The 24044-nt window shown below is 71.8% G+C and carries 14 protein-coding genes; 5 read left to right on the top strand and 9 right to left on the bottom strand.

The features are described from left to right. Position 1 precedes the first annotated feature (1 nt). The 9 genes from BA175_RS03715 to BA175_RS03675 form a co-directional block, all read right to left on the bottom strand. Positions 2-1984 carry an ABC transporter permease gene (locus BA175_RS03715; RefSeq protein WP_069169743.1) on the bottom strand — a complete coding sequence of 661 codons (1983 nt, stop codon included), beginning with the start codon at positions 1982-1984 and terminating at the stop codon, positions 2-4. Next, on the bottom strand, positions 1984-3036 hold the full coding sequence (locus BA175_RS03710) for a quaternary amine ABC transporter ATP-binding protein (RefSeq protein ID WP_069169742.1): 1053 nt from the start codon (positions 3034-3036) through the stop codon (positions 1984-1986). Before BA175_RS03710 ends, BA175_RS03715 begins: the two co-directional genes overlap by 1 nt. Beyond that, entirely contained in the window at positions 3033-4640 is a 1608-nt protein-coding gene (locus tag BA175_RS03705; RefSeq protein ID WP_069169741.1) for a GMC family oxidoreductase, read from the bottom strand. The genes BA175_RS03710 and BA175_RS03705 overlap by 4 nt, the downstream gene beginning before the upstream one ends. 69 nt (positions 4641-4709) lie before the next feature. Next, positions 4710-6227 carry an aldehyde dehydrogenase family protein gene (locus BA175_RS03700; RefSeq protein ID WP_069169740.1) on the bottom strand — a complete coding sequence of 506 codons (1518 nt, stop codon included), beginning with the start codon at positions 6225-6227 and terminating at the stop codon, positions 4710-4712. 786 nt (positions 6228-7013) lie between these two features. Next, the gene (locus BA175_RS03695) at positions 7014-7856 is read right to left on the bottom strand and encodes an amino acid ABC transporter ATP-binding protein (RefSeq protein WP_069170313.1); all 843 of its coding nucleotides are present in this window, start codon (positions 7854-7856) and stop codon (positions 7014-7016) included. Between the two features lie 5 nt (positions 7857-7861). Continuing rightward, entirely contained in the window at positions 7862-8647 is a 786-nt protein-coding gene (locus BA175_RS03690; protein WP_069169739.1) for an amino acid ABC transporter permease, read from the bottom strand. Between the two features lie 14 nt (positions 8648-8661). Next, positions 8662-9462: an ABC transporter substrate-binding protein gene (locus BA175_RS03685; protein WP_069169738.1), complete on the bottom strand. Its 801-nt coding sequence runs from the start codon at positions 9460-9462 to the stop codon at positions 8662-8664. 340 nt (positions 9463-9802) lie between these two features. Continuing rightward, complete coding sequence (yicI, locus tag BA175_RS03680) at positions 9803-12070, bottom strand: alpha-xylosidase (protein WP_069169737.1); 2268 nt, start codon at positions 12068-12070, stop codon at positions 9803-9805. After that, entirely contained in the window at positions 12067-14952 is a 2886-nt protein-coding gene (locus BA175_RS03675) for a glycoside hydrolase family 3 C-terminal domain-containing protein (protein WP_069169736.1), read from the bottom strand. The genes yicI and BA175_RS03675 overlap by 4 nt, the downstream gene beginning before the upstream one ends. A 391-nt stretch (positions 14953-15343) precedes the next feature. On the opposite strand from BA175_RS03675, the gene BA175_RS03670 reads away from it, so the two are divergent. The 5 genes from BA175_RS03670 to BA175_RS03650 all read left to right on the top strand — a co-directional run bounded on the left by BA175_RS03670 (position 15344) and on the right by BA175_RS03650 (position 23896). Continuing rightward, positions 15344-17011, top strand: coding sequence for an extracellular solute-binding protein (locus tag BA175_RS03670; RefSeq protein WP_069169735.1), 1668 nt, complete (start codon positions 15344-15346; stop codon positions 17009-17011). A 94-nt stretch (positions 17012-17105) separates the two neighbouring features. Next, positions 17106-18233, top strand: a complete 1128-nt coding sequence (locus BA175_RS03665) for an ABC transporter permease (protein ID WP_069169734.1) — start codon at positions 17106-17108, stop codon at positions 18231-18233. Then, a complete protein-coding gene (locus tag BA175_RS03660; protein WP_069169733.1) occupies positions 18230-19213 on the top strand; it encodes a carbohydrate ABC transporter permease in 984 nt (327 codons plus the stop codon). Before BA175_RS03665 ends, BA175_RS03660 begins: the two co-directional genes overlap by 4 nt. Positions 19214-19700: 487 nt before the next feature. Then, on the top strand, positions 19701-21677 hold the full coding sequence (locus tag BA175_RS03655; protein WP_069170312.1) for a beta-galactosidase: 1977 nt from the start codon (positions 19701-19703) through the stop codon (positions 21675-21677). Next, positions 21674-23896 (top strand): glycosyl hydrolase family 95 catalytic domain-containing protein, encoded by a 2223-nt coding sequence (locus tag BA175_RS03650; RefSeq protein ID WP_069169732.1) that lies wholly within the window; start codon positions 21674-21676, stop codon positions 23894-23896. Before BA175_RS03655 ends, BA175_RS03650 begins: the two co-directional genes overlap by 4 nt. The last annotated feature ends 148 nt before the right edge of the window (positions 23897-24044 follow it).

Here is a 24044-nt window from a genome sequence, read left to right as displayed (position 1 = left end):
GTCAGCTCTCCTTCGGCGTACGGCGGGCGGTGGGCTGGGTGACCCGGTCCAGCATCAGGCCGAGGCAGACGATGGCCGCTCCCGCAACGAGGCCGGTGGCGAGGTCGCCCTGGGCGAGGCCGAACACGACGTCGTACCCCAGAGCACCCGAGCCGACGAGGCCGCCGATGATGACGACCGCGAGGACCAGGACGACCCCCTGGTTGACGGCGAGGAGCAGCGCGGGCCTGGCCAGCGGGAGTTGCACCTGGCGCAGTTGCTGCCCGCCGGTGGCGCCCAGCGAGCGGGCGCACTCCATCGCGGCGGGGTCCACGCCCCGCAGCCCCTGGGTGGTGATGCGGACGACGGCGGGCAGCGCGTAGACGACCGCCGCGGCTGCGGCGGGGGCGCGGCCGACGCCGAAGAGGGCGACGACGGGGATGAGGTAGACGAACTGCGGCAGGGTCTGGAAGACGTCCAGGACCGGGCGCAGCAGCCGTTCGAGGCGTGTGCTGCGGGCGGCGCCGATCGCGAGGGCGAAGCCGAGGACCAGGGTGACGGCCACGGCGGCGATGACCTGGCTCAGCGTGTCCATCGACCGGTCCCAGACGCCGAGGACCCCGATGGCGGCCATGGCCAGGACGGCGGTGAGCGCGGTGCGCCAGGTGCCGATGGACCAGGCGAGGGCGGCCACGACGAGCAGGACGGACCACCAGGGCAGGCCCTGCAGTCCGCTGCGCAGCGGATTGAGGATCCAGTCGGTGAAGTGTGCTGCCCAGTCGGCGGTTCCGCCGACGACGGGGACACCGGTGTAGAGGTGGTCGACCATCCAGTCCTTGGCGGTGTTGACGGGGCCCGCGATGGCCACGATCCCGTCCTCCGGCCAGACGCGGCCGCCGGCGAACCGTCCGACGACGGCGACGGCAGCGGCGATCAGCGCGGCGAGTCCCCAGCCGCGTACGCCACGCAGGGCCGCCGGCCCGGTGGTTTCCGTGCCGATCTTCCGGCCGGCCGCCTCGGTCGTACGGTCCAGGACGACGGCCAGCAGCACGATCGGGACACCCGCCGCGAGGGCGGCGCCCACGTCGACCGAGGACAGCGCCTGGTAGACGCGGTCACCGAGACCCCCGGCCCCGATGACCGAGGCGATGACTGCCATGGACAGCGCCATCATGATGGTCTGGTTGAGGCCGAGCAGCAGTTCCTTGCGCGCCAGCGGCAGCCGGGCGGTCAGCAGGCGCTGCCTGCCGGTCGCGCCGAGGGAGGCCACGGCCTCCATGACGCCGGGGTCGGCGCCGCGCAGACCGAGCGCGGTCAGCCGGGCCATCGGCGGGGCCGCGTAGACGACGGTGGCGAGGACCGCGCCGGGGACGCCGATACCGAAGACGAGGACGACGGGCAGCAGGTAGGCGAAGGCGGGCAGCACCTGCATGGTGTCGAGTACGGGCCGCAGAAGGCGGAAGGTACGGTCGGACAGCCCGGCCGCGATCCCCAGGAGCATGCCGAGGACCACGGAGACGAGGACGGCCACGGTCATCAGGGCGAGGGTCTGCATGGTCGGCACCCACATGCCGAGCAGTCCGCACACGAGGAAGGAGGCGCCGGCCGTCAGGGCGAGGCGCGCTCCGGCCGTCCGCCAGGCGACGAGCGCGGCGACGGCGGTGACCCCGGCCCAGCCGAGCGCCAGCAACGCCAGGTAGACACCGCGTACCGACAGGACGACGGCGTTGCTGATGTGGCCGAAGAAGTACAGGAACAGCGGGTGGCTGTCACGGTTGGCGATGATCCAGTCGTTGACCTCGCCGAGGGGTTCGGCGAGGTCGGCGGTGAGGGCGCCGGGCCATGCTCCGCCGCCCCAGCGTGCCTGGACGACGGGCACGGCGACGGCGGCGATCACCAGCAGCAGGAGCATCTTGCCGAGGACGGGCCGGCCGCGCAGGGTGGCGAGCCGCCCGCCACCCGGGGGGCCGGCGGCGGTCCGGGCGGGGGTGTGGGCGGTGGCCATCAGACGGTCACCCCGCGGGGTCCGGTGCCGGCGACCACGTCGAGGAGGCACGCGTGGTCGACGATCCCGAGCAGCCTCCCGTCCCTCGTCACCCGCGCGGTGGGTTCCCCGGATCGTGCGAGGGCCTCGATGGCCTCGGAGACGGTGGCCTCGGGCCGCAGTGCGGGGCCCTGCCCGCTCTCGTCCGCGGCCGGGGGGCGCATGGCGGTGGCGACGCTCAGGACCTGTTCACGGGGGACGTCCCGGACGAACTCGCGCACGTAGTCGTCAGCGGGTGAACCGACGATCTCCTCGGGTGTGCCGAGCTGGACGATCCCGCCGTCGCGCATGAGGGCGATGCGGGTGCCCAGGCGCAGGGCCTCGCCCAGGTCGTGGGTGATGAAGACCATGGTCCTGCCCTCCTCACGGTGCAGCCGGACGACCTCGTCCTGCATCTCGCGGCGGATCAGCGGGTCGAGCGCGCTGAACGGCTCGTCGAAGAGGAGGACGGACGGGTCCACGGCGAGCGCCCGGGCCAGGCCGACGCGCTGCTGCTGGCCGCCGGACAGCTGGGAGGGACGGCGGCCCTCCAGTCCCGAGAGGCCTACCTTGCCGACCAGTTCGGCCGCTCTGGCGCGCCGTTCGGTCCTGCCGAGGCCCTGGATCTCCAGGCCGTAGGCGACGTTGTCCAGGACGGTGCGGTGCGGCAGCAGTCCGAAGTGCTGGAAGACCATCGCCGCCCGGTGGCGGCGCAGTTCGCGCAGCCGCGCCCGGTCCATGGCCAGGACGTCCTCGCCGTCGATGGACAGGGTGCCGCTGGTGGGTTCGACGAGCCGGGTCAGACAGCGTACGAGGGTGGACTTGCCGGAGCCGGAGAGGCCCATGACGACGAAGACCTCGCCCTTGCGGACGTCGAAGGAGACGTCGCGCACGGCGGCGGTGCATCCGGTGCGCTCGCGCAGCTCGGCCGGGGGCAGGCCGGCGTGTTCCCCGCCGGGGATGCGGTCGGCCTTGGGGCCGAAGACCTTCCAGAGATCGCGTACGGAGAAGACGGGGGCGGTGGATCCGTTCATCGGCCGTCGCCCTCCTCGGTGGGGGTGGCCGCGAGCGGCACGTCGCCCCCGGTGGCCGGGGTGGTCCGGAGCAGTTCCGCGCACTTCTCGCCGACCATCAGGACGGTGATCATGGGGTTCACGGCGGGCATGGACGGGAAGACGGACGCGTCCGCGATCCGCAGGCCCTCCAGGCCCCGGACGCGCAGCTGCGGGTCGACGACGGCCTCCGGGTCCCCGGGGGCGCCGATCCGGCAGGTGCCGGCCGGGTGGTAGACGGTGTGCGCGACCTTGCGGGCGTACTCGCTGATGTCCTCGTCCGAGGTGACCTCGGGCCCGGGGCACACCTCGCGGCGCAGCCAGTGGGCCAGCGGCTCCGTCCCGGCTATCTCGCGGGCGAGCTTGATGCCGTCGACCAGGGTGCGGCCGTCGTAGTCGTCCTCGTCCGTGAAGTAGCGGAAGTCCAGGGCGGGTTTGGCCTCGGGGTCGGCGCTGGTGAGGTAGAGCCGGCCGCGGCTGCGGGGCTTGGGGATGTTCGGGGTCATCGACACCCCGTGCCGGGGCTTCTCGTACCCGAGGCGCTCGGGGTTGTCGGTGAAGGGGATCTGGTAGAAGTGGAACATCAGGTCGGGGCCCCGGGACGCGGGGTCACGGCGTACGAAAAGGCCCGCGTCGGAGTCCATCGCCGAGTTCTCGGGGATGGGTCCGTCGGTCTCCCAGACGACGACCGACTCGGGGTGGTCGAGGAGGTTCTCACCGACACCGGGCAGGTCGTGGACGACGGGGATGCCGAGTGCCGCCAGGTCTCCGGCCGGACCGACACCGGAGTGCAGCAGCAGCCGCGGGGTGTCCACGGCGCCGGCGCAGACGATGACCTCGCGGGCGGCGCGCAGCAGCAGTTCCTCGCCGTCCTGGGTCCGCACGTGGACGCCGGTGGCCCGGTTGCCCTCGAACTCCAGCCTGTACGCCCATGTCTCCAGCAGGATCGTCAGGTTGGGGCGGTCCCCGGCCTCGATGTGCGGGTGGAAGTAGGCGACGGAGGCGGAGGAGCGTTTGTTGGTCTCGGGGTGGTAGGCCAGGTCGAAGAAGCCGGTGCCCTCGTGGAAGGGCTTCCGGTTGAAGCTCTCCACGCGCGGTACTCCGGCGGCCGCCTGCGCGGCGTCGACGAAGTCGCGCGCGATGGCGTTCCGGTCCTTCTCGTCGACCGGCACGATGTGGTTGCGGAGCCGGGCGAAGTACGGGTCCATCGTGGCCGCGTCCCAGCCCTCGGCGCCCGCCTCGGCCCATTCGTCCCAGTCGCCGGGCAGCGGTTTGAAGCTGATGAGCGTGTTGTGCGAGGAGCAGCCGCCCAGGACCCGGGCGCGGCTGTGCCGGATGTGGCTGTTGCCGCGCGGCTGTTCGGTGGTCGGGTAGTCGTAGTCCAGGTCGCCGCCGAGGAGCCCGAGCCAGCGGCGCAGGGTGAGCACGTCGTCGCGGTCGATGTCGGTGGGGCCGCCCTCGACGAGGGTGACGGTGACGTCGGGGTCCTCGGCGAGGCGGGAGGCGATGACCGAGCCGGCGGTGCCTCCGCCCACGATCACGTAGTCGGCGGGAGCGGGGCGTGCGGGGCTGAGGGGCGGGGGCATCGGTCACTACTCCTTCTGCAAGGTGCTTGCGTGGCGCTGCGGACAGGGGACGGGACCCGGCCGCTTCCGTCAGCCGGCGAACCAGCGCTGGGGGCGCGGGTTGAGGTTCTGGTAGATGTGCTTGGCCTCGCGGTACTCGGCGAGCCCGGTGGGACCGAGTTCGCGGCCGGTGCCGGACTTGCCGAAGCCGCCCCACTCCGCCTGCGGGAGGTAGGGGTGGTAGTCGTTGATCCAGACGGTGCCGTGCCGCAGCCGCCCCGCGACGCGCCGGGCTCGGCCCGCGTCCGCGGTCCAGACGGCGCCCGCGAGACCGTAATCGGTGTCGTTGGCGAGTGTGACGGCCTCTTCCTCGGTGCGGAAGGTCTCGACGGTGAGGATCGGGCCGAAGGTCTCCTCCCGGACCACCCTCATCTCCCGGTGGCAGCCGTCCAGGACGGTGGGCCGGTAGAAGTAGCCGCCGGCGGGCCGGATGTCCGAGGGCTCGGGGCGGGCTCCGCCCGAGCGGACGACCGCGCCCTCCTCGCGGGCGGAGGCGACGTAGGCCTCGACCTTGGCCAACTGCTGGGCGGAGACCAGCGGGCCGCACTCGACCCCGTCGACGGTGCCGCGGCCGAGGCGTATGGCATCGGCGCGCCGGGCCAGTTCGGTGACGAAGCGTTCGCGGACGCACTCCTCGACGATGAGCCTGGCCCCGGCGGAGCACACCTGGCCGCTGTGGAAGAACGCGGCGTTCAGCGCCTGGTCGACCGCGGTGTCGAAGCCCTCCTCGGTGGCGCAGGCGTCGGCGAAGACGACGTTGGGGTTCTTCCCTCCGAGCTCCAGCGCGACCTTCTTCACGGTGGGGGCGGCGGCCCTGGCCACCTTCGTGCCGCTGGCGAGGCCGCCCGTGAAGGACACCAGGTCGACGTCGGGGTGTTCGGAGAGCCGGGCGCCGACGGGGTCCCCCGCGCCGGTGACGAGGTTGGCGGTGCCGTCGGGCAGGCCCGCCTCGGTGAGCAGCCGGAGCAGGTGCAGGGTGGAGAGCGGGGTGACCTCGCTGGGCTTGAGCACGAAGGTGTTGCCCGCGGCGAGTGCCGGGGCTATCTTCCAGCTCGCCTGGAGCAGCGGGTAGTTCCACGGGGCGATGAGGGCGCAGACGCCCACCGGCTCGTGGACGACGATGCTGTGCACGTCGGGGTCGCCGGCATCGACGACCCGGCCGCCGCTCTCGTTCATCACGAGGTCGGCGAAGTAGCGGAAGGCGCTGGTCACGTCGTCGACGTCGACGCGGCCCTCCTCCAGGGTCTTGCCGGTGTCGCGGCTCTCGGTGATCGCGATCTCCTCGCGGTCCCGCTGGAGCAGGTCCGCGACCCGGCGCAGCAGGCCCGCGCGTTCGGCGACGGACCGGTGCGGCCAGGGGCCGTCGTCGAAGGCGCGGCGGGCGGCGGCCACGGCCGCGTCGGTGTCCTCGACACCGCCCTCGGAGACGAGGGCGAGGACGGTGGCGTCCGCGGGGTCGAGGATCTCGCGGGTGGCGCCTGACGCGGCGCCCCGCCAGGTGCCGTCGATGTGGAGGGTCTCCAGGGCGGCCGCGGGACGGTCCGACATGGGCGAAGCCGACATGGGGTGAGCTGCCTTCCGTGCCTGATTGCTCCGCACCGGTCCGGCCGAGCACCTGCGTGCCGGTGGCCCGGGAAGCGGCACCAGCGGTCTGGGTGCCTTTCCGCTCCGGCCGGAAGTATGCCGAGTGATTCACTCTGAGTGACGCGACTCACGTGGAGGGCCCGGCTGCCGCAGAGGGCAAAGTAACGGAGGGTTACCGTTTCGGCCGGTTTGCGACCTGTGGGAACACCCGGTCGCCGCGCTCCGTGCCCCTCTTGCACGCGAGCCGAGAGCGCCGACGGCGCGACCGGCCCCGTCGGGTGGCGTCGGTCGGCGCACAGGCGCGGACGGTCCCGGGGCGCGGACGGTCCCGGGGGCGCGGACAGGGTGCCCGTGGGAGGGCTCGGGAGACGCGGGCCTGGGCGATCAGCGACAGCGGAGGAGCGCGGGTACGGCGTCGGGGCCGGTGCTGACGGTGGCCGGGCGGCTCCAGGGGAGCGCCTCCCGGAGCCGGCCGCGCACGACCGACGACGTCCCGCCACCGGGTGAGCCGGCGCCGGGACGTCATCCTGCAAGCGCTGTACGCGCCGTACCCACCCCCGTAGACAGCCGGGCGGCCCACCCAGGGCCGGCGGGACCACCCCCGCGCCCTCCGCCGTCGAGGGGAGCGGACGACCGGCCACGCCGTGCCGGCTGCACGGGCGGCGGAGTGCCTACGGCGGCATCGCGCACGGATCGGGTACGAGGCGGCAAGCCTTCCGCTGCGCGCCGCCCGTCCCCCCGTCCGTACGGCTACGCCGGACCCGGCCGCTCCCCCGCCCCGTGCGGGGCGGCGGCCGCCTCCGTCAGCTCCGCGGTGGCCGGGGTCAGCAGGCGGGCGAGGAAGGACCGGGTGCGGGCATGGCGGGGAGCACCGATCACCCGCTCCGGGGTCCCCTCCTCCACGATGGCCCCGCCGTCCATGAAGACGACGCGGTCCGCGACCTCCTTGGCGAAGCTCATCTCATGGGTGACGACGAGCATCGTCATCCCCTCGTCGGCCAGTGAGCGCATGACGGCCAGGACGTCTCCGACCAGTTCCGGGTCGAGCGCGGAGGTGGGCTCGTCGAAGAGCATCAGTTCCGGGTCCATGGCCAGGGCCCGCGCGATGGCCACCCGCTGCTGCTGACCGCCGGACAGCTGCGCGGGGTAGGCGGATTCCTTGTCGGTCAGGCCCACCCGGGCCAGCCGTTCGCGAGCCACCCGCGCCGCCTCCGCCTTGTCGCGCCCGAGCACGCGCCGCTGGGGAAGTGTCAGGTTCTCCAGCGCCGTGAGGTGCGGGAACAGGTTGAACGACTGGAAGACCATGCCGATACGCCTGCGTACCCTGTCGATGTCCACCTCCGGGTCGGTGACCTCGGCGCCGGCCACCGTGACCGTTCCCGACGTGGGCTCCTCCAGCAGGTTCACGCACCGCAGCAGCGTGGACTTGCCCGAACCGGAGGGGCCGATGACGCACACCACCTCGCCCCGGGCGACCGAGAAGTCGATGCCCGCGAGCACCTCCAGCGCGCCGAACGACTTGCGCAGGCCCCGCACGTCGATCGCCGGTCCGCCCTCCGCCGCCGAGCCGTCCCCCGTCGAAACCGCCGTCACCGCGGTCACCTCGCCTTCGCCGTGCGCGCTTCGAGCCGCCGGACCAGGTGGCCGAGCGGCAGAGTGATGATCAGGTAGCAGAGACCGGCGATGAGGATCGGTGTCAGGCTGCGGTTCTGGTTCAGGGCGTCCCGGCCGAACTTGGCCAACTCGTACTGGGAGAGCGACAGGCCGAGCAGGTACACCAGGGACGAGTCCTTGGTCAGCAGGATCAGTTCGTTGGTGAGCGGCGGCAGGACGATACGCAGAGCCTGCGGGATGATGATGGACACCATCGCCCGGGACTGTGACATCCCCAGCGAACGCGCCGCCTCCATCTGCCCCTTCGGGACCGCCTGGATCCCCGCCCGTATCGTCTCCGCCATGTAGGCCGCGCCGACGAGGCCGAGCGCCAGCATCACCGTCACGTACTGGTTGAGCGCCACCTGGAAGGCGAGCGGTACACCGAACCCGAGGGCGATGAAGACCAGCAGTGCCGGAACGCCGCGGAAGAACTCGATGTACGCGATGGCCAGCCAGCGGTACGGCAGGACGCGCGACAGCCTCATCAGTGCGAGCAGGAGCCCCGCGGCCAGCCCGAACCCGAATCCCAGGAGGGTGTAGACCACGGTGTTGAGCAGGGCGGTGGTGATGATGTCGGGGAACTGCGCCTTGGCGACTTCGGTGTCGAAGAAGGCCCGTCGGATCTCACCCCAGTCGGCGGCCAGGGCGAGCACGAGCAGGACGGCGGCGAGGACGGCGTACTGGACGCCCCGGACGGCACGGGTCCGCTGCCTGCGGGAGAGGGACATCGGTAGCGGTTTCCTCACTTCTCGGGAGCGGCGGGGAACCACTTCTTGTAGATCCGGTCATAACTGCCGTCGGACTTGGCCCCGGCGATCACCGCGTCGATCTCCTTGCGCAGGGCGTCGTTCCCGGTGCGCACCCCGATGCCGTACTCCTCCCCCGTGTCGAACTCGGCGGTGACCTGGGTGTCGGGGTTCTTCCGTACGTATTCGAAGAGCACGCCGTTGTCGTTCACCGCTGCGTCGACCTGTCCGGTCTTCACGGCGGTGAGCAGCAGAGCCAGGTCCTCGAACTGCACGGTCGTCACGCCCTGGGCGTTCTTCTGCGCATAGGTCTCCCCCGTGGTGCCCTGCTGGACTCCGAGCTTCTTTCCCTTGAGGCTCGCCAGCGTGGTGAAGGAGGAACCCTTCTTGGCGATCAGCGCCTGGGTGGCGTCGAAGTAGCCGACGGAGAAGTCCAGGTTCTTCGCGCGCACCGGCGTGATCGTCATGCCCGCTGCGGCCAGATCGCACTTGCGGGCGTTGAGGTCCTCGCCGCTCTGGATGCCCTCGAAGGGCGTGTCCACGATCTCCTGGGTGACGTCGAGCTTCTTGGCGACCAGGTCCACCAGGTCCACGTCGAAGCCGACGACGGCGTTGCCCTTGCGGACCTGGAAGGGTTCGTACGGCAGATGGGTGCAGGTGGTGAGCTTGCCGGGCTTCACCAGCTCCAGCTCCGTCCCGCCCGATGCGGAGGGCTTGGTGCTGGTACAACCCGTGAGCACGGCGACGGCGGTGAGGGCGGCCGTGGCTATCACAGGCAGTGTGGAACGAGCGGACACGACGTCTCCAGGTATCGGCCGGTCAACGACCTCACTGTGTCAGTGAGTTGGATTGATCTTGCCATCGGATACGCCGGTTGTCGCCTGTCGGTTCGATTCCGTGCCGCCGGGAAGGCGCGGAACCGGGGACGCCCGGGCGCCCCGGAGCGCGGCGAGGAGTTCGCGTCACCACGGCCGGGACAGCACCTGACCGGCCACCCGCGGAGTCCCCCTGGACGGCCGGGGCCGGTCGGCCGTCCAGGGGGAGTAACTCCCGGGCGAGCCCCTCCACGAGGCCCCGGGGCCCCGTCGGTGCGCACCGGGTCTCCGCGGCGTCTCCTCGTCGCGCCCGGACGGACGGTCAGCCGAGGGAGACCGCCCCGGCTCCCTCCCCCGCCGCCCCGGACTCCTCCAGCGTCACGCGGTACGGGCGGTCCGTCCCCCGGGCCGTGACGTGCGTGCCCTCGCCGTCCCGTACGACGTCGAAGGACGCCGCCGGGCTGCCGGTCAGGTCCGGCACGGTGACCGTGCGCTCGTCCGGGCCGGAGCCGAAGATCCGCAGGGTGAGGCCGTCGAGCCAGTCGCCGTCCGGGCGCCGGTCGTCGGCGCCCCACGGGAGTACGGCGCCGTCCCTGACCAGCAGGGGCAGGCTGTCGAAGCCGTGGGTTTCGTGCCGCCAGGCGGGGCCGGTGATGTGCTCGCCGGTGAGCAGCGAGGTCCAGGTGCCCTCGGGGACGTAGTACTCGACCTGGCCGTCCTCGGTGAAGACCGGGGCGACCAGCAGGTCCGGGCCGAGCATGTACTGCCGGTCCAGGGTCCGGGTGGCCGGGTCGCCCGGGAACTCCATCAGCATGGGCCGCATCATCGGGATGCCCGTGCGGTGCGCCTCGGCCGCCACCCCGTACAGGTAGGGCATGAGCCGGTGCTTGAGCAGCGTGAACTTCCGTGTCACGTCGACGGCTTCCTCGCCGAAGGCCCACGGCACCCGGTAGGACACGTTGCCGTGCAGCCGGCTGTGCGAGGAGAGCAGGCCGAAGGCGAGCCAGCGCTTGAAGACCGCCGGATCGGGGGTGCCCTCGAAGCCGCCGATGTCGTGGCTCCAGAACCCGAACCCGGACAGCGACAGCGAGAGGCCGCCGCGCAGTGACTCGGCCATCGCCGTGAAGGAGGCGAAGCAGTCGCCGCCCCAGTGCACGGGGAACTGCTGCCCGCCCACCGTGGCGGACCGGGCGAAGAGCACCGCCTCGCCCGCACCACGCTCCTTCTCCAGGAGTTCGAAGACGGTGCGGTTGTAGATCTGGGCGTAGTAGTTGTGCATCCGCTCGGGGTCGGAGCCGTCGTGCCAGACCACGTCGGTCGGCACGCGCTCGCCGAAGTCGGTCTTGAAGCAGTCGACACCCTGGTCGAGCAGCGCCCGCAGCTTGCTGTCGTACCACGCGCGGGCTGCGGGGTTGGTGAAGTCGACCAGGGCCATGCCCGGCTGCCAGAGGTCCCACTGCCAGATGTCGCCGTTCGCCCGCCGTACGAGGTAGCCGTGTTCGGCCCCCTCGGCGAACAGCGCCGACTTCTGCGCGATGTACGGGTTGATCCACATGCTGATGCGCAGGCCGCGCGCCTTGAGACGGGCCAGCATGCCCTCCGGGTCGGGGAACACCTCGGGATCCCAGAGGAAGTCCGACCACTGGTACTCGCGCATCCAGAAGCAGTCGAAGTGGAAGACGCTGAGCGGAATGTCCCGCTCGGCCATGCCGTCGACGAAGGAGGTGACCGTCTCCTCGTCGTACGAGGTGCAGAAGGAGGTGGTGAGCCAGAGGCCGAACGACCAGGCGGGCGGCAGCGCCGGCCGGCCCGTGAGGGCGGTGTAGCGCGCCAGGACCTCCTTGGGGGTGGGCCCGGCGACGATGTAGTACTCCAGCGACTGGTCCTCGACGCTGAACTGCACCTGCCCGACGGACTCCGAGCCGATCTCGAAGGAGACCTTGCCGGGGTGGTTGACGAAGACGCCGTAGCCGCGTGAGGAGAGGTAGAACGGGATGTTCTTGTAGGCCTGGTCGCTGCTCGTGCCGCCGTCCGCCTGCCAGATGTCGACGGTCTGGCCGTTCTTCACGTACGGGGTGAAACGCTCGCCGAGACCGTAGACGTTCTCGCCGACGTCCAGGCGGAGTTGGGCGATCATGTGGTGCACGCCGTCCGGGGTGGTGGCGAAAGCGGTGCCCTTGGGGTCGACGCCGGTCAGCCGTCGCCCGTCCCCGTCGAGGAAGGCCAGGCCCCAGGGCCCGTCACCGTCCATGCGCAGAGTCAGCGACCCGCTGGTGAGTTCGGTGACCGCCCCGTCCTTGCGGGTGCGGGCGTGCGGCGTGCCGCCGTCGCCCGGCAGGAGAGTGAAGTCGGGACCGCGGTGGGCCTTGCCGGCGTGGTGGGTGGTGCGTACGCCGATGACACCCTCGGCGGGGGAGAAGCATTCCACCGTGATCAGCGGGGTGTTGAGCGTGTCACCGCGTTTGGCGACCCGCTTGACGGCGGCGTAGGCGGTGAACCGGTCGTCCTCCACCCGCAGATCACGGATCTCGGTCGCGTAGGAGGCGCTCACGCCCTCACGCATGAGCCAGAAGCCGTCGGTGAACTTCATGCGGATTCCTTGAAGTCGATGCGGGCGAGGCGTACGGAGCCCTGGAGCGTGACGCGCACCTCGTGCACGCCGCTGATGTCGAGTGCGGCCTCGAACGTGTGGTAGTCGTACGGGTCGCCGGCGGCGGGGAACACGACCTCCCTCACCTGTCCGGCCACGCGTACCCCGACGGAGCCCTCACCGGCCGCCAGCAGGGCCAGCGCCGCCGTTCCGTCACCGAAGTCACATTCCCGGTACAGGAGTTGTCCCGGTCCGTCGCCTCCGGGTGCGACGGCGTCCCCCTCCGTCTTCGTGCGGTCGAGGATCCGCGTGCCCTGCTGCTCGTCGTAGTCGGCGGCCTCCAGGCCGTGCACGAGGACGGGGCGCGGGCCGGACGCCTCCCCGTCGACGACGGTCGTGGTGGTGAGCCGGATGTCGGCGCTGGAGGCACCCGCCAGGAACTCGTACGTCCCCGGCTCCACGGTCCAGCGGCCGTGGGCCACGCTCCAGTGACCCAGTTCCTCGACGTGCACCAGGAACTCGACGGTCTCGGCCGCTCCAGGCACCAGGTGGACCCGGCGGTGGCCGACCAGCTTGCGCAGCGGCAGGTCCGGCAGCGGGGCTCCCTCCCCCGGTGCGCCCGCCGCCCGGACGTAGAGCTGGGCCACCTCGTCCGCGGCGACGGCTCCCTCGTTGGTGACGGTGAGGGACACCCGCAGCCGCTCGCCCTCCCGCTCGGCCCGCAGCGCGGAGTACCCGAAGGCGCTGTATCCGAGGCCGTGCCCGAACGGGTAGAGGGGGGTGCCGTCGAAGTAGAGGTAGGTCTGCCGGGAACCGATGATGTCGTAGTCGAGCAGACCGGGCAGGTCGGCGTCGGCGGCGTACCAGGTCTGCGGCAGCCGGCCGGCCGGGGAGACGTCCCCGGCGAGGACCCGGGCGAGCGCGGTGCCCGCCGCCTGGCCGCCGTGGGCGGTCCAGAGCAGGGCGGGGAGCTCGGCCGCGGCATCGGTGACCGCGTACGGGTAGGCGGAGGTCAGGGCCAGGACCGTGCGGGGGTTGGCGGCGTGGGCCGCACGCCACAGCCGGTCCTGCTGGGCGGGGAGGGCGAGGGTGGTGCGGTCCTCCGTCTCGCGGCCGTTGATGTGCGGGTCGTTCCCGGCGATCACGACGACGGTGTCGGCCGCGGCGGCGACGCGGGCCACGGCGTCCTCGCCGCGTTCCACGGTCACCGCCTCGAAGACCGTGGCCTCGGCGGCGGAGATCTTCCGCCCCTCCACTGCAACCTTCGCACCGTCGGCGGCGACTGTGACGTACCCACCGGTCCCGATGTGCAGAAGGCGGTGCCCGCCGTCGTGTCCCTCCACCGCCTCCCTGCGGAACGTCTCCTGGACGACCCAGCCGCCCGGCTCGTCCGCGGACGCCCTGACGTAGCCGTCGGCTGCGACGGAGAGGTACAACCCTGCGTCGGTGCGCAGGGTGAGGACTCCGTCGCCCCAGTCGACGAGTGCCAGTTCGGTGGCCTCCTCTCCACAGGTCAGCGGGGGCAGGTCGGTACGGCCTGCGAGGAGCGCGGGGTCGAGGGCGCCTTCGGCGCCCCGCGCCTCTCCGTCCCGGTGGCCGTCGGCCTCGGGCACCCGGAGCCAGCCGCCGGCACACTTCAGGCGGATCCGGTCGGCGCCTTCGGCGAAGAGCACGTTCTCCGCCCCGTACCGCTCGCGCAGACCGTGCAGGGGTGTCGAGCGGTGCATGAGCGTGCCGCTGTACCAGTCGAGCTTGCAGGCGTCGGCCAGCAGTCCGACCACCGCGACGGTCCGGCCCTCGCGGGGCTCCAGCGGCACCAGTCCGTCGTTCTTGAGCAGGACGACCGCCTGCTCCGCCGCCTCCAGGGCGAGCGCCCGGTGCTCCTCGGTGTCCAGGTCGTCCACCTGTGCGTACGGGTCGAGCTCCGGGTCGAACTCCCCGATTGCGAAGCGCATGGTGAGCAGCCGGCGGACCGCCGTGTCGATGTCGCTCTCGTCGATGAGCCCCTTGGCGAGTGCGTCCCGGATGCGGCCGGTCATGACCGTGGAGTCCGTGCCGTGGTCGGTGAAGCTGTCGACGCCGGCCTTGAGGGAGGCCGCCGTGGCTTCCTCATGGGTGTCGAAGTAGTGCTCGGAGTCGACCAGGTTGGAGGGCGCGCCCGCGTCCGAGCAGACGACGAGCGGCTGGTCGGTCCAGCTCCGCAGGTGCTGTCCCAGGAGCGGGGAGACGTGGTTGGGGCGGCCGTTGACCAGGTTGTAGGCGGGCATGACACCGGCCACCGCTCCGGCGCGTACCGCGTCGCGGAAGGCCAGCAGGTCGTACTCGTGCAGGACGCGCGGGCGCACCGAGGAGGACGCGATGTCGCGGTCGGTCTCGTTGTTGTGCGCGAGCCAGTGCTTGAGGACCGGGGCGGTGCGCCAGTAACGGGGGTCGTCCCCGCGCAGGCCCCGGGTGTAGGCGACGGCGATGGCGGAGGTGAGTGCCGGGTCCTCGGAGTACCCCTCCTCGCCCCGGCCCCACAGCGGGTGGCGCAGCAGGTTGACCGTGGGCGCCCAGACGTTGAGCCCGACCCGGTCGTCCTGGGCGCGCTTGGCCCGGACCTCGTTGCCGACTGCCTCGCCGACGCGGCGGACGAGGTCGTCGTTCCAGGTGGCGCCGAGACCGACGGCCTGCGGGAAGACGGTGGCCGGTCCCATCCAGGCGACGCCGTGCAGGGCCTCCTGTCCGGTACGGAACGCCCCGAGCCCCAGCCGCTCCACCGGGGGTGCGAACTGGTGCAGCATCGCGATCCGCTCCTCGAGCGTGAGCCGCCCGAGCAGATCGTCGGCACGCCGGTCGAAGGGCAGCTGCGGGTCGCGGAAGGGAAGCGGATGGTCCGTCACGTGCGGGTCCCCTAGGAGAGGTGGGAGGTTTCCGGGCTGTGTGCTTCTCGAAGACCTCGCACACGGAGGGAAGATCTTTCGAAGCGCTTCGATGCTCTGCGCCCCGCACCCTGGTGTCAAGGGTCCGGCTCCCGGATGCGTGCGCACGGGCCGATTGCCGAGCGGGAAACGGTTCGGAAACAGGTCGGAGGAATCTGGAAACCAACTCTTGTGCGTCCGGGACCCTTCACTTAATCTCGCTGCAACATCGAAGCGCTTCGACAGCGGAAGCCGCTTCATCTCGGCCGGACGAGCCCAGCCGGCCCGGCCGGTACGCCCCACCTCAGACACAGGAGCCGAACGGCGGTCGCCCGCCGCATGACGTCCTGGTGTGCCTCGAAGGGTTGACGCAATGACGCCGAATTCCTCCTCCGCCGCCCCGAGCCGGAGAAGCTTCCTCGCCTCCGGCGCGTTCGCCGCCGTGGCCGTGGCCGGCGGAGCCCCGCTGCTCGCCGCGTGCGGCGGCAGCGGTTCCGGTTCAGCGGGCAAGGAGGGCACGACCACGGGCAAGGCGCTCAAGAAGGTCCTGCCGAGTTACGTGCCCTCGAATCTGGTCCAGCCCGACGTGCCGGGCGTCAACGGCTCGAGCCCCGGGTTCACCAAGCTGCCCGACCCGCTGGTCACCTCGGTGAAGTCGGTACCGGGCAAGGGGTCATCGTTCCGCGTCATGACGCCGCTGTGGGGCACCGTCCCCAAGAAGGACAACCCCTACTACACGGCCGTGAACGAGGCGGTCGGCGCGAAGCTCGGCTTCGACCCGCAGGACGGCAACACCTACCAGGACAAGATCGGCGCCGTGCTGGCCGGCTCCGACCTCCCGGACGCCATGACCATCCCCGGCTGGAACATGCAGGGGCAGATCCGCAACGCGATCACGGCCAAGTTCGCCGACCTGGGGCCCTACCTGGCGGGCGATGCCGTCAAGAAGTACCCCAACCTGGCGAACATCCCGACCGGCGCCTGGCAGTACGGCGTCTTCGGCGGCAAGCTGCGCGGGCTGCCCATGCCCAACCCGGTCATCGGCAACGCCTTCTTCTACCGCAAGGACCTGATCGGCTCGGGCGCCCTGCCCGCGAGCACCGACGACCTGCTCGCCTTCGGCAAGGAGTACACCGCCCCGAAGAGCAAGGTGTGGGCCTTCGACGACCTGTGGACCTGCATCCAGAAGGTGTTCGGCCTGCTGCCCGACGCCCCGCACTACTGGAAGCTGGAGGGCGGCAAGCTCGTCCACAAGATCGAGACCCAGGAGTACCGCGAGGCCCTGGCCTTCGCCCGCAAACTGCACGAGGGCGGGTACATCCACCCGGACGCCGAGGCCAACAAGGACGCCGACTCCAAGATCCGCTTCACCAGCGGCCACGTCCTCATGTACAACGACGGCACCGGCGGCTGGAAGGGCATGGTCACCGAACAGGCCGCCGCCAACCCGAAGTTCGACATGCAGGCGCTCGACTTCTTCGCCGCGGACGGCGGCGAGCCGGTCCTGTGGCAGGACGACCCGGCGGGAATCTTCACCTTCATCAACAAGGACCTGCCCAAGGAGAAGATCGAGGAGTTCCTCGGGATCGCCGACTTCGCCGCCGCCCCGTACGGCACCGAGGAGTTCATGCTCACGAACTACGGCGTCCAGGGCACCCACTACAAGGTCGAGGGCGGGGTGCCGACCTTCACCCCGAAGGGCATCGAGGAGGCCCAGCCCGCCACGCTCCTCTACATCGCCTCCCCGCCCCACACCATCGCCTTCCCCGACGAACCGCAGCTGGTGAAGGACTACGCCGGCTGGATGGCCCGCCAGGCCCCGCACGTCAGGAAGCCGCTGTTCTTCGGCATGCAGGTCGTGGAGCCCCAGCGATTCGCCTCCCTGTACACGCCGTTCGACGATCTGCAGAAGGACATCCGCCGCGGTCGCAAGAAGGTGAGCGACGTCGACGCCGCCGTGACGACGTGGAAGAACAGCGGCGGTGACAAGCTCCGCGACTGGTACCAGGAGCTCCTCGACAAGAACGGCTCCGGCGTCTGACGCGTACGGCCACCCAGGACACACGTACGACACAGGCCGCCGGGCGCGAGGAGCCCGGCGGCCGGGGCGGAGAGCACGACATGGGGAGCACAGGGTGAAGCCTCGGGCCACGGTGGCGACCGACGCGGACAACACGACGGGACGGAGGCCGGACCCCGGTCCCGGCGACGACGACAGCGCCGCGCACGGCGGAGCGCGGGCGGGCGGGCCGCCCGCGAGCCGGGCCCCGGCGACGGACGTGACGAAGGCCGCGGGGAAACGGGCCGGGAGGAAGGACGCCGGGAGGGGCGGCACGCCGCCCGCCGGCGGCATCACCCGGCGCCTGCGCCTGCGGCGGGACCGCACGCTGATCCTGATGACGCTGCCGGCCATGGCCCTGCTGCTGCTCTTCAACTACATCCCGCTGCTCGGGAACGTCGTGGCCTTCCAGGACTACGACGTGTACGACCTGGGCATCACCGGCAGCCCGTTCGTCGGCTTCGACAACTTCACCCGCATCTTCGAGGACTACCGCTTCTGGGAAGTCCTGGTCAACACGCTGGTGATCTTCCTGACCCAGCTGCTCCTCTTCTTCCCCATCCCGATCGCCATCGCGCTGCTGCTCAACACGATCATGAGCGCCCGGGTCCGCGCCTGGGTACAGGCGATCGTCTACCTGCCGCACTTCTTCTCCTGGGTCCTCGTCGTCACCGTCTTCCAGCAGATGTTCGGCGGTGCGGGCCTGGTCGCGCAGTGGCTGCGCGAGCACGGCCACGAGGGTTTCGACCTCATGACCGATCCGGGGTTCTTCAAGTTCCTGGTGACCTCCCAGGCGATCTGGAAGGACGCCGGCTGGGGTGTCATCGTCTTCCTCGCCGCACTCGCCGCCGTCAACACCGACCTGTACGAGGCGGCGGCCGTCGACGGTGCGGGCCGCTGGCGCCGCATGTGGCACGTCACCCTGCCGGCGCTGCGCCCGGTCATCGCCCTGCTGCTGGTGCTGCGGGTCGGCAGCGCGCTCAACCTGGACTTCGAGCAGATCCTGCTCCAGCGCGACCAGGTCGGCGCGGGCGCCTCCGAAATCCTCGACACCTACATCTGGTGGACGGGCATCAAGACCGGCGACTTCGGCTACGCGGCCGCCGCCGGGATCTTCAAGGGACTGTTCAGCGTCGCCATGGTGCTGGGAGCCAACAAGGTCGCCCACATGATGGGCGAGCAGGGGGTGTACTCCAAGAAATGACGACTCTCCTGGACATGGAAAAGGACGGGAAGGCGCCTGCCCGGGCTGCCGCCGCACGGGAGGAGACCCCGTTCCGGCGTGCCCTGCGCGTGGAACCGCGCCCGGTGTGGGAGGAGGAGCCCACCAGGGCGGGCCTGGCCTTCAAGGGCGTCGGCCTCTTCGCGATCTGCGCGGTGATCCTCGTCCCCATCTGGGTGGTGGTGGTCACCAGTCTCTCCGGCACGAAGGCCATCAACGACGCCGGCGGCCTGGTCGTCTGGCCCGACGGCATCACCTTCGTCGCGTACAAGCAGCTCCTCAGCGGCGGCGCCGTCACCCGTGCCGCGCTCGTGAGCATCGGGCTGACGGTCGTCGGCACGGTGTTCAGCATGGTGGTCTCCGTGCTGTGCGCGTACGGGCTGAGCCGCAAGGACTCCTTCGCGCACCGGCCGCTGCTGATGACGATGATGGCGACGATGTTCTTCGGCGCCGGGCTCATCCCGACCTACCTTCTGGTCACGGGCATCGGACTGAGCGACAGCTACTGGTCGATGATCCTGCCGAGCGCCATCAGCGTCTTCAACATCCTCGTGCTGCGCGGCTTCTTCATGGACACCGCCCCCGAGCTGATCGACGCGGCCCGGATCGACGGCGCGGGCGAGTGGCGGATCCTGCTGCAGATCGTCATGCCGCTGTCCCGGGCGGTGATCGCGGTGATCTCGCTGTTCTACGCGGTGGGCTACTGGAGCCAGTGGTTCAACGCCATGCTGTACATCCAGGACAGCGAGAAGTACCCGCTCCAGATGATCCTGCGCCAGCTGGTCCTCCAGCACCAGGTGCCGCCCGGCGCCATGGGCGCGGCGGTCAGCAGCGGCCAGATCAACAGCCTCGCCGTGCAGATGGCCGTGATGGTCCTCGCGCTGATCCCGGTGGCCGTGCTGTCGCCGTTCGTCCAGAAGCACTTCCAGAAGGGCATGCTCACGGGCGCGGTCAAGGGCTGAGCCCGCTTCCCGTACGGCCTCTCCCCCGGGCGCGCCCGGGGCCCTCGAGCCCACCCGGACCCCCGGAAGGTCTTCGTCATGCGCTCCTCGTCAGCCGTTCGCCCCGCAGCCGGCGATGGCCGCGCCCGCCGCGGGCCCGGTGGCCGTGTCCGCCGGCGGGACGATCCTGCTGCGGTCGTCCGTCCACGGGGACGGTACGGAGCACCCCGCCTCCCACTCGTCCGACGGTGGCGCGCCGTGGGCCTGGGTCGCGACCTTCCCCGCGGGCGGCACCCCGGCCGCCGACCCGGCCGGCACGCACCACGAGGTGGCGGTCCTGCGCCCGGACGACGCGGACAGGACGTGGACCCCCTTCTACGACGACTCCCACCGGTGGGGGTGGACCGGTGAGGTCATCACCGGCGCCCCCCATCCGCGGCCGTGTCCGCCTGGGCACCGACGGCCGCGGCATCCAGTACGCGGACCCCGAACGAGGAACGAGAAGTCCATGCCGTCCCTGCACGACGCCACCCGCGGCCGCATTCTCTTCGGCGGCGACTACAACCCCGAGCAGTGGCCCGAGGAGGTGTGGGCCGACGACGTCCGGCTGATGAAGGAGGCCGGGGTCACCTCCGTCACCGTCGGGGTCTTCTCCTGGGCCATGATCGAACCGCGTCCAGGAGCGCGGGAGTTCGGCTGGCTCGACCGGCTGATGGACCTGATGCACGCGCACGGCGTCGGTGTGGTCCTGGCCACCCCGACGGCGTCACCGCCACCGTGGATGGGTGAGCTGTACCCGGAGACGCTGCCGCGCGCCGAGGACGGCACCGTGGTCTCGTACGGCTCGCGGCAGCACTTCTGCCCCAGCTCGCCGGTCTACCGCCGGCACGCCGCCGCGCTCACCGAGGACCTCGCGGCGCGGTACGCCGGACACCCGGCACTCACCGTGTGGCACATCAACAACGAGTACTGCACACACTGCTGGTGCGACGGGACGGCCGCCCATTTCCGCCGCTGGCTGGCCGCCCGCTACACCACGGTGGACGCGCTCAACGAGGCGTGGGGCACGGCCTTCTGGAGCCAGCGCTACGACACCTGGGCACAGATCCTGCCGCCGCGCCGGGCACAGTACATGAGGAACCCGGCACAGGTGCTGGACTTCAAGCGCTTCACGTCCGACGCCCTGATGGAGTGCTACACCGCCGAGCGGGACATCGTCGCCCGCCACACCCCGCACATCCCGGTGACCACCAACTTCATGCCGCTGTGGGCGGGCCAGGACGGCTGGGCGTGGGCGGAGCAGGAGGACATCGTCTCCGTCGACATCTATCCGGACCCGGCGGACCCGCGGGGCGGCCAGTACAACGCGATGCTCGCCGACATGACGCGCGGGCAGGCGGCCGGCCCCTGGATGCTGATGGAGCAGGCCGCCGGGCCGGTCAACTGGCGGGGAGTCAACCATCCCAAGCCGGCCGGGCTGAACCGGCTCTGGTCGCTGCAGGCGGTCGCCAGGGGAGCGGACGCCGTCTGCTACTTCCAGTGGCGCCAGTCCCGCCAGGGTGCCGAGAAGTTCCACTCGGGGATGCTGTCGCACGCCGGCGAGCACGGACGCACCTTCCGGGAGATCATGCGGATCGGCGCCGAACTGGCGCTGCTGGGACCGGAGGTGGCCGGCACCTCCGCGCACGCCGACGCCGCCGTGCTGCACGACTGGGACGCGTGGTGGGCGAGTGCCCAGGAGGGCAGCCCGTCCGCCCTCGTGGAGTACCCCGACCTGATGCGGGCCTGGCACCGGGGCCTGTGGGAGAGCGGCATCGCGACGGAGTTCGCCCGGCCCGACGGGGACCTCGGCGCGTACCGCCTGGTCGTCGTGCCCCAGCTGTACCTGCTCGACGACGCGGCGATCGACGGCCTCGTGGCGTACGTCCGGGGCGGCGGCACACTCGTCTGCGGATTCTTCACCGGTGTCGCGGACCCCGACAACCGGATCAGGCCCGGAGGCATGGACAGCCGGCTGCGTGAGCTCTTCGGCATCCGCACGGTGCACGAGTGGTGGCCGCTGGACGCGGACGCGACGACGGAGTGCGACGGCTTCCGAGGCACCCTGTGGTCGGAGGAACTGGAGCCCGACGGAAGCGCGGAGACCGTCTCCGCGTACCGGGGCGGCGAACTGGACGGGCTTCCCGCGGTGCTCCGCAAGGACACCGCCTGGTACGTCTCGACGCTTCCCGAGCCGGAGGCGCTGCGCGACCTGCTCGGCCGGGTGGCGGCGGGGGCGGGCGTGCGCCCGGTGGTGGCGGGGCTGCCCACCGGGGTGGAGGCGGTGCGGCGCGGCTCCCTGCTGTTCCTGCTGAACCACGGCCGGTCCCCGGTGTCGGTGGAGCTGCCCGCCCGTCACCTCGACGTCCTCACGGGCGCGGAGCACGACGGCGCGGTGGAGCTGGGCCGGTACGGCGTGGCCGCGCTCAGGGACGCCCCGGCATGATCGACGGTACGTGGGAGCCCGCGCCCGCCGCCCGCTGGGAGGACGCCTTCCTGAGCGGCAACGGGCGTCACGGGGCCATGGTGTACGGCGACCCGGCGGACGACCGGGTGATCGTCGACCATCACACCCTGGTCCGGCCCAACGGCAGCGAGGACGTCCGGCCGCCGGAGCTCGCGGACCGGCTGGGCCGCCTCCAGGACGCCCTGCTGGCGGGGGACGTGACAGCGGCGGAGGAGTTCGGTGCGGGGCGGCCGCTCGTGTGGGTGCAGCCCTTCCACCCCGCGTTCCAGACCCGCGTCCGCCGTGACCGGGGGCCGCACGAGCCGGAGGCCGGCTACCGGCGCGAGGTCGACTTCACGACGGGCGAGGTGACGGCGGCGCACGGGGCCTGGCGCAGCCGGGTCTTCGTGTCGCGGGCCGACGACGTGATCGTGCAGCAGATCACCGGCCTCGGTCCGCGCGCCCACGTCGTCCTGGACCACGCTCTGCCCGGCGCCCCGGCGCGGCTGGCGGTCGGCCGCACGACCGTACTGACCCCGCAGGGTGCGCGTCTGGCGCTGCGGATCGGATACCCGGGCAGCGCGACCGCGTACACCGGGGTCACCGTGGCCCGCGTGGACGGCGGGACGGTGTCGGTGGCGGGCGAGGGCGTCCGCGTCGAGGGGGCGCGCGGCCTCACCCTGACGACCCGGGTCCACCGCCGGACCGGGGGCCACCGGGACCTCACGGCACTGTGGACCGCCCTGCCGGACGAGGACTACGACACGCTGCTCGGGCGCCATCGGCCGGTGCACCGAGCGGCGTACGGGCGTACCACGCTGACCCTGCGCGGCTCCGGCCGCGAGCGTGAGCTGCCCGGCAGCGAACTGCTGCGTGTCCCGCAGAGCCCTGCGCTGCTGGAACGCCTCTTCGCGGCGGGCCGCTACCACCTGCTCTCCTCCTCGGGGCTGCTGCCTCCCCGGCTCACCGGGCTGTGGACCGGCGACTGGGACACGGCGTGGTCGGGGGCGTTCACCACGAACGCCAACCTCAATCTGCAGATCGCGTCGGCGGCGAGCGCCGCGCTGCCCGAGGTGACCGAGGCCCACGCCGCCCTGGTCCACGGCCAGCTGGCCGACTGGCGGGACAACGCCCGGGCGCTCTTCGGGGCCCGCGGCATCGTGGCGCCGTCCCACACGGACGGCGAGTCGGGTCACACACGCCACTTCCAGCGCGCCTATCCGCTGCACCTGTGGACGGCCGGGGCGGACTGGCTGCTGCAGCCGCTCCTGGAGCACGCCGAGGTGACGACGGGCACCCCGGATGCCCGGCTGACCGCCGCGCTCGTCGAAGCGGCACTGTTCTACGAGGACTTCCTCACGCGGGAGGGCCCGGACGGCCGGGTAGCCGTGGTCCCCTCGTACTCCCCCGAGAACCGCCCGGCCAACGCGAGCTGGGTCACGGTCAATGCCACGATGGACGTCGCCGCGGCCCGTCACGCCCTGACGACGGCCGCCGCGCACGCCCCCGGCCACCCGTCCGCCGGCGTGTGGCGGGCCCTGGCCGGCCGGCTCCCCGACCACCTGGTGAACGAGGACGGGGCCCTCGCCGAGTGGGCGTGGCCGGGTCTGGCGGAGACATACGACCACCGCCACCTCAGCCACCTGTACCCGGTGTGGCCGCTGGACGAGATCAACCCGTACGACACCCCGGCCGCGGCTCGGGCCGCCCACCGCGCCCTGGAGCTGCGCGGCTCGGAGAACGACTCCGCCCACGGGCACCTGCACCACGCCCTGGTGGCGGCCCGGCTGCGTGACCCGGCACGGGTGTCGGCCGCCCTGGACGCGGTGCTGGGCGGGGACTACTTCCACGACTCGCTGATGAGCTCGCACTACCCGTCGCGCGACGTCTACAACGCGGACGCCGCCCACGCGCTGCCGGCCGCCGTGATCGAGTCGCTCGTGCAGTCGGCACCCGGCCGCCTCGTGCTGCTGCCCGCCCTCCCGTCGGCGTATCCGGCCGGCGAACTGCGGGGGGTGCGCACCCGGTTCGGCGCACGGCTGGACCTGAGCTGGTCGGACGGCGGCGCCACCGCCGTCCTGCGCCCCACCCGCGACGCCCGCGTCGACCTGCGTACGGGCGAGGGCTACGTACGCGCCGGGACCCCGGCCGGAGATCCCGCCGCTCCCCTGGAGCTGACGGCCGGCGTGGACCGCGTGCTCACCCTGGGGCCGCGGTAGCACCCACCGGCCTGAGGGCTGTCCCGCGATTCCCGGCGGGCGTGCGACGACAGTTACGGCACCTCGCGGCGTTGTCGGAACGTCGCCGTACATCCCGTATGCGGACGTCCCTCCGCCGTGCGATGCCCCGCATCCGACGCCGCACGCT

The organism is Streptomyces griseus, from assembly GCF_001715295.1.
GTDB classification, from domain to species: Bacteria; Actinomycetota; Actinomycetes; order Streptomycetales; family Streptomycetaceae; genus Streptomyces; species Streptomyces griseus_G.
This window is presented reverse-complemented; position numbering and strand designations above follow the sequence as displayed.